The sequence below is a fragment of the Streptomyces sp. URMC 126 genome (assembly GCF_051386555.1).
Lineage (GTDB): Bacteria > Actinomycetota > Actinomycetes > Streptomycetales > Streptomycetaceae > Streptomyces.
Genome location: NZ_JBPQTX010001458.1, coordinates 1 through 229 on the forward strand (window position 1 = coordinate 1; position 229 = coordinate 229).

Sequence of the window (229 nt, forward strand, 5' to 3'; positions counted from 1 at the left end):
GTATGAATATCTTAGACTTATACTCTGGAACAGGAACCATCACTCAAGTGATGGCAAGTCATGCTAAATCTGCTACAGGTATAGAAATAGTAGCAGAAGCAGTCGAGAAAGCAAAAGAAAATGCAAGAATAAATGAAATTGAGAATATAAATTTTTTATGTGGAGATGTCTTAGAAAAAATTGAAAATGTAAAAAGAAACTACGATGCAGTAATTCTAGACCCACCCAG

At 33.6% G+C, this 229-nt stretch carries 1 protein-coding gene; it reads left to right on the top strand.

What is annotated here, in order from left to right; genetic code table 11:
* Window positions 1-50: 50 nt before the first annotated feature.
* Window positions 51-229: methyltransferase domain-containing protein (locus ACSNOK_RS36675; RefSeq protein ID WP_436784959.1), on the top strand; the 179-nt coding region annotated here is incomplete at its 3' end.